Below are 811 nucleotides of genomic sequence, written 5' to 3'. Positions count from 1 at the left end.
CGTGCCAGATCACCGGTCTTGTAAAGACGTTCACCGTCCCTGAAGGGGTTATTTACAAACTTTTCAGCCGTCAAGGATTCCTGGTTAAGGTAACCTCGGGCCACCTGGATCCCTCCTATGCATAATTCTCCCGCTACACCTATTGGTGAAAGCTGGCCGTTCTGATCTAAAACATATAAACCTGTATTGGCAACAGGTTTACCAATTAAGACACCGCACAAGGAATCTTCCATTGGGACTTCCCATACACTGACATCAATTGCAGCTTCGGTAGGACCGTATAGATTATGCAATTCCACATCTCTCATTTTTTTTCTAAACGCATTGATCTGATCCAGCTGCAAGGATTCTCCACTACATAAAACACGTCGTAGACCAATACAATCCCCAAATTCTATCGAATCAAGAAAAACACCAAGCATCGAAGGAACAAAATGTATCGTGGTTATATTATAATATTCAATTACAGTTTTCAAGTAAACGGCATCCTTATGGCCTCCAGGCTTGGCAAATACCAATCTAGCACCACAGATCACAGCCCATAATAATTCCCAAACGGACACATCAAAACTAAAGGAAGTCTTTTGAAGGATTGTATCTTCAGATGTTAGCTGATAATGCGATTGGGTCCATAACAGGCGATTCACTATACCCCTATGCTCATTCATCACTCCCTTCGGCCTGCCCGTACTTCCAGAGGTGTAGATCACATAGGCCAGATTATGGGGCAGCAATACAGTATCGGGTTTACCTGATGGATGACCGCAGATCAAATCCCACTGATCATCCAGCAACAGCACCGATACCGGAT

1 protein-coding gene is annotated in these 811 nt (G+C 43.9%); it reads right to left on the bottom strand.

Going from position 1 to position 811, the window contains the following annotated elements:
- The coding region (locus tag ACFS3A_RS26720; RefSeq protein ID WP_379828782.1) for an AMP-binding protein at positions 1 to 811 on the bottom strand (811 nt) is incomplete at both ends.

This window comes from Flavobacterium notoginsengisoli, assembly GCF_042686225.1.
In the GTDB taxonomy this organism is placed as follows: Bacteria; Bacteroidota; Bacteroidia; order Flavobacteriales; family Flavobacteriaceae; genus Flavobacterium; species Flavobacterium notoginsengisoli.
This window is presented reverse-complemented; position numbering and strand designations above follow the sequence as displayed.